Raw genomic sequence first — 4,972 nt, 5'->3', positions numbered from 1 at the left:
CCGCCGTCCGCGGCGAAGAAGGCGTTCCTCGTCACCCGCTTCGGGGACTACTTCTTCCTCGTCGGCGTGGTCGCGGTGTTCGCGACGTTCGGCACCGCGCAGTTCGCCGGTGCCGAATCGTTCCCCGCGCTCGCTGAGGCGGCGCTCGCGGGCGAGTTCGACGCCTGGACGCCGTTCGGGCTCGACGCGATGACGTGGTTCACCGCCGTCGGGCTGCTGGTGCTGGGCGGCGCGGTCGGCAAGTCCGCGCAGTTCCCGCTGCACACGTGGCTCCCCGACGCGATGGAGGGCCCGACGCCGGTCTCCGCGCTCATCCACGCGGCGACGATGGTCGCGGCCGGCGTCTACCTCGTCGCGCGGATGTACGGCTTCTACGCGCTGACTCCGACGACGCTCGCGGTCATCGCGTTCATCGGCGGCTTCACGGCCCTGTTCGCGGCGACGATGGGCGTGGTGAAGGACGAGCTGAAGCAGGTGCTCGCGTACTCGACGATCTCGCAGTACGGCTACATGATGCTCGCTCTCGGCGCGGGCGGCTACGTGGCCGCGGTCTTCCACCTGACGACCCACGCGTTCTTCAAGGCGCTGCTGTTCCTCGGCGCCGGGTCGGTCATCATCGCGATGCACCACAACGAGGACATGTGGGACATGGGCGGGCTGAAGGACAAGCTACCCGTCACCTACTGGACGTTCCTCGCGGGCTCGCTCGCGCTCGCGGGCATCTTCCCGTTCGCGGGCTTCTGGTCGAAAGACGAGATCCTCTACGAGGCGCTCGTCCACGGCCTCAACGACCCGCTCCTGCTGGGCGGCTACGTCATGGGCCTGCTCGCGGTGCCGGTCACCGCGTTCTACACCTTCCGCATGGTGTTCCTGACGTTCCACGGCGAGCCGCGGACGGAGCTGGCCGAGGACCCGCACTCGGTGCGCTGGAACGTGAAGGGGCCACTGACGGTGCTCGGCACCCTCGCGGTCGTCACTGGCTTCATCAACATGGTGCCGGTCAAGAAGGTGCTCGGCGTGGAGGGCATCGACGTGCTCCACCGCTGGCTCGACAACGAGTGGGGCGGCATCGACGGCCTCTCCTCGCACCACTACGCGGACATCGGTCCGTACAGTAGCGGCTACATCGCGGGCGGCGAGGTGCCCACCGTGCTGATCGGCGCGGGCGTCTCGCTCGGGCTGGCGCTGGCTGGCCTCGCGGTCGCGTGGACGCTGTACAACGTCGCCGAGCCGACGGAGCACACGGCCAAGCTCGGCGGGCTGAAGACGGTGCTGTACAACAACTACTACCAGGACGAGGTGCAGGTCTGGCTCGCCGCCCGGACGCAGGACGTCTCCGGCGGCGCGGACACCTTCGACCAGGGCATCGTCGACGGCGTCGTCAACGGCGTCTCGTCGGTGAGTCTGGCGGCCGGACAGCGCGTCCGGCGGGTCCAGACGGGCGTGGTCACGCACTACGCCGCAATGTTAACGCTCGGGCTCACCGGCCTGCTTCTCCTGTTCGGTGTGCTCGGGGGGTGGTTCCTGTGATAATCGAGACGCTCATCGCCGTAACGTTCGTGAGCGCCGTGGTCGTCGCGCTCGCCCCCGACGAGTGGGCGGGCCGGCTCGCGTTCGCGCTCAGTCTGCTCCCGTTCGTCGGGAGCCTCTACATGTGGTCACAGTTCGAGGCGGCCGGCAACGCCCTCACGGGCGGCGGCATCGCCTTCGAGACACAGATAGACTGGCTGGAGGTCGGCGGCTACACGCTCCAGTGGTTCGTCGGCGTCGACGGCATCAGCATGCCGCTGCTGGTGCTCACGACGTTCCTCGTCCCGCTGGCGATCCTCTCGGCGTGGACGCCCATCTCCGACCGCATCAGCCAGTTCTACGCGCTGCTGCTGTTCATGGAGGCGAACCTGCTCGGCGTGTTCACGGCGCTGGACTTCTTCGTCTGGTTCATCTTCTGGGAAGCCGTCCTCGTCCCGATGTACTTCCTCATCGGCGTCTGGGGCGGTCCGCGCCGGAAGTACGCCGCGATCAAGTTCTTCGCGTACACGAACCTCGCGTCGCTGGTCATGTTCATCGGGTTCATGGCGTTGGTGTTCGCGCTCCCGGTCGAGACGTTCGGGATGCCCGCGATCACCGCGGCGCTCGCGGCCGGCGAGGTCGAGGCGTTCTACGGGATCGCCCCCGACGCCATCCGGCTGTTCGCGTTCCTCGCGCTGTTCGTCGGCTTCGCGGTGAAGGTGCCGATGGTGCCGTTCCACACCTGGCTGCCGGACGCCCACGTCGAGGCGCCGACCCCGGTGTCGGTGCTGCTGGCGGGCGTCCTCCTGAAGATGGGGACGTACGCGCTGCTCCGGTTCAACTTCACGATGCTGCCCGAGGAGGCGACCGCGCTCGCGGTGCCGATCGCCGCGATAGCGGTCGTATCGGTCATCTACGGCGCGATGCTGGCACTGGCCCAGCAGGACCTCAAGCGCATCGTCGCCTACTCGTCCGTCTCGTCGATGGGCTACGTCATCCTCGGCCTGATCGCGTTCACCGAGTACGGCGTCGGCGGCGCGACGTTCCAGATGGTCGCGCACGGGCTCATCTCGGGGCTGATGTTCATGGCGGTCGGCGTCGTCTACAACGCGACGCACACGCGCATGGTCTCGGACATGTCCGGGATGGCCGACCGGATGCCCGTCGCGGTGGGCATCCTCGTCGCCGGCGCGTTCGCGTACATGGGGCTGCCGCTGATGGCCGGCTTCGCGGGCGAGTTCTTCATCTTCGTGGGCTCGTTCGGCTCGCCGGTCGCGGGCGGCCTGATGCCGCTGTTCACCGCGGCGGCGATGTTCGGCATCGTCATCGTGGCGGGCTACCTGCTGTTGGCGATGCAGAAGACGCTGTTCGGGCCGTTCAGCCTCGCGACCGACTACGAGGTCGGCCGCGCGCCGGTCCGCGACGTGGCGCCGCTGATGGCGCTGCTGGGCGCGATCATCCTGCTCGGCGTCGCGCCGGACCTGTTCTTCGAGATGATCCGTGACGCCGTCGCGGACGTGGTCGCAGGAGGTGTCAACTAATGGCGACGCAACTCCCCGAGTGGGCCGCGCTCTCCCCCGTGCTGGCGCTCGCGCTGACGGGGCTCGCGCTGCTGCTCGTGGACACGATCAACCCGAACAGTCGTTCGAACACCTCCTCGGCCGTCGTGGCCGTGCTGGGGTCGCTCGCGTCGCTCGGCGCCGCGACGTGGTTCCTGCTGGCCGGGACCGGACAGGAGGGCACCGGCGGCGCGATCACCCTGTTCGCGGACGCGATCGTGGTGGACGGCCTCGCGCTGTTCTTCACGGTGGTCTTCGCGGTCGTGACGGCGCTGGTCGTCGTCGCGGCGCACGACTACCTCGCGGACGTGGACAGCCCCGGCGAGTTCTACTCGATGGTCCTGTTCGCGGCCACGGGGATGTCGCTGATGGCGTCCGCCAACTCGCTGGCGGTCGCGTTCGTCGCCCTGGAGATGGCGTCGCTGCCCTCCTACGCGCTGGTGACGTTCCTCAAGAAGAACAAGGGGAGCGTGGAGGCGGGGCTGAAGTACTTCCTCGTCGGCGCGGTCTCCTCCGCGGTGTTCGTCTTCGGCATCTCGCTGGTGTACGCCGCGACGGGCTCGCTGCTGCTGTCCGACGTGGCCGCGGGCCTGACGAGCGGTGACGCCCCGGTCGGCGTCGCCGGCATCGGCGTGCTGATGGTGCTCGGCGGGTTCGCGTACAAGACCGCCTCCGTGCCGTTCCACTTCTGGGCGCCGGAGGCGTACGAGGGCGCGCCCGCGCCCGTGAGCGCGTTCCTGTCGTCCGCCTCGAAGGCGGCCGGCTTCGCGCTCGCGTTCCGCGTGTTCACCGAGGGCTTCGCGCTCGGGACCGAGCTCGTCGCGGGCGTCGACTGGGCGCTCGCGTTCGGCATCGTCGCCGTCCTCACGATGACGCTCGGCAACTTCGCGGCCGCGGTCCAGGAGAACGTCAAGCGCATGCTGGCGTACTCCTCCATCGGCCACGCCGGCTACGCGCTCATCGGGCTGGCGGCGATCTCGGTCGGCGGGACCCACAACGGCGACGTGATGGGCGCCGCGATGGCGCACCTGCTCGTCTACGGGTTCATGAACACCGGCGCGTTCCTGTTCATCGCCCTCGCGGAGACGTGGGGCGTCGGGAAGACGTTCGAGGACTACAACGGCCTCGCGACGAAGGCGCCGATGGCCTCGCTCGCGATGACCGTGTTCATGTTCTCGCTGGCGGGGCTCCCCCCGCTCGGCGGGTTCTTCTCGAAGTACTTCCTGTTCATGGGCGCCATCTTCAACGGCTTCTGGTGGCTCGCGGCGGTCGGCGCGCTCAACAGCGTGCTGTCGCTGTACTACTACAGCCGCGTCGTGAAGGCGCTCTGGCTGGAGGACCCGGCGGGCGACCTCGACGCGGTCGACTCGCGGCCGACGGCGCTGTACGTCGCGATCATCTTCGCGGCGGTCGGCACGGTGCTCGTGCTGCCCGGCTTCGGGCCGGTCATCGAGAGCGCGCAGGCAGCCGCGAACGCGCTGTTCGCGTAACGCGGACGCTTCTCACACGTTTTTCCGACGGCGCATTCGGTCGTTGACCGGCGACGTATTTGTGACTGGTAGAGCGTTTCTACCGGCGCTTCGGACGGCGAGGTTTCTGTGTCGGCTGCAGATCCGGTTACTCCAGACAGCAACATCCAGAAAGCCCCAGCCGGCTCTCCCTCCTACAGATCTGGATCTGCTACAAATACTGCTCTAGACAGCAACATCCAGAAAGCCCCAGCCGGCTCGACCGCGCCGGGTTCCGGCAGGCGGTCCGGGCTGCCTGCGGTAGCGGGCTGCCGGGCTGCGACTGCCGTCGTCCCGCTCGGCAGGCTCGCGGGACCCTCGCTGCGCTCCTCGCTCTCCGCTTGGCGAGACAAACCGCGTCTCGCTAGCCTCCAGCGTGCAGTGGCGCGCTGGAGA

General features: G+C 68.5%; 3 protein-coding genes. All 3 read left to right on the top strand.

Translation table 11 applies throughout. The features are described from left to right. On the top strand, positions 1–1,530 hold a 1,530-nt coding region (locus tag AN233_RS04910), incomplete at its 5' end, for an NADH-quinone oxidoreductase subunit 5 family protein (RefSeq protein ID WP_058365729.1). Beyond that, entirely contained in the window at positions 1,527–3,050 is a 1,524-nt protein-coding gene (locus AN233_RS04905; protein ID WP_176696643.1) for a complex I subunit 4 family protein, read from the top strand. The genes AN233_RS04910 and AN233_RS04905, both read left to right, overlap by 4 nt. After that, positions 3,050–4,558, top strand: coding sequence for an NADH-quinone oxidoreductase subunit N (locus AN233_RS04900; protein WP_058365728.1), 1,509 nt, complete (start codon positions 3,050–3,052; stop codon positions 4,556–4,558). Before AN233_RS04905 ends, AN233_RS04900 begins: the two co-directional genes overlap by 1 nt. Positions 4,559–4,972: the final 414 nt, after the last annotated feature.

The sequence above is a fragment of the Haloparvum sedimenti genome, from assembly GCF_001462205.1.
In the GTDB taxonomy this organism is placed as follows: Archaea; Halobacteriota; Halobacteria; order Halobacteriales; family Haloferacaceae; genus Haloparvum; species Haloparvum sedimenti.
Note: the sequence above shows the minus strand (reverse complement) of the source record. Positions and strands in the feature narration are given on the sequence as shown.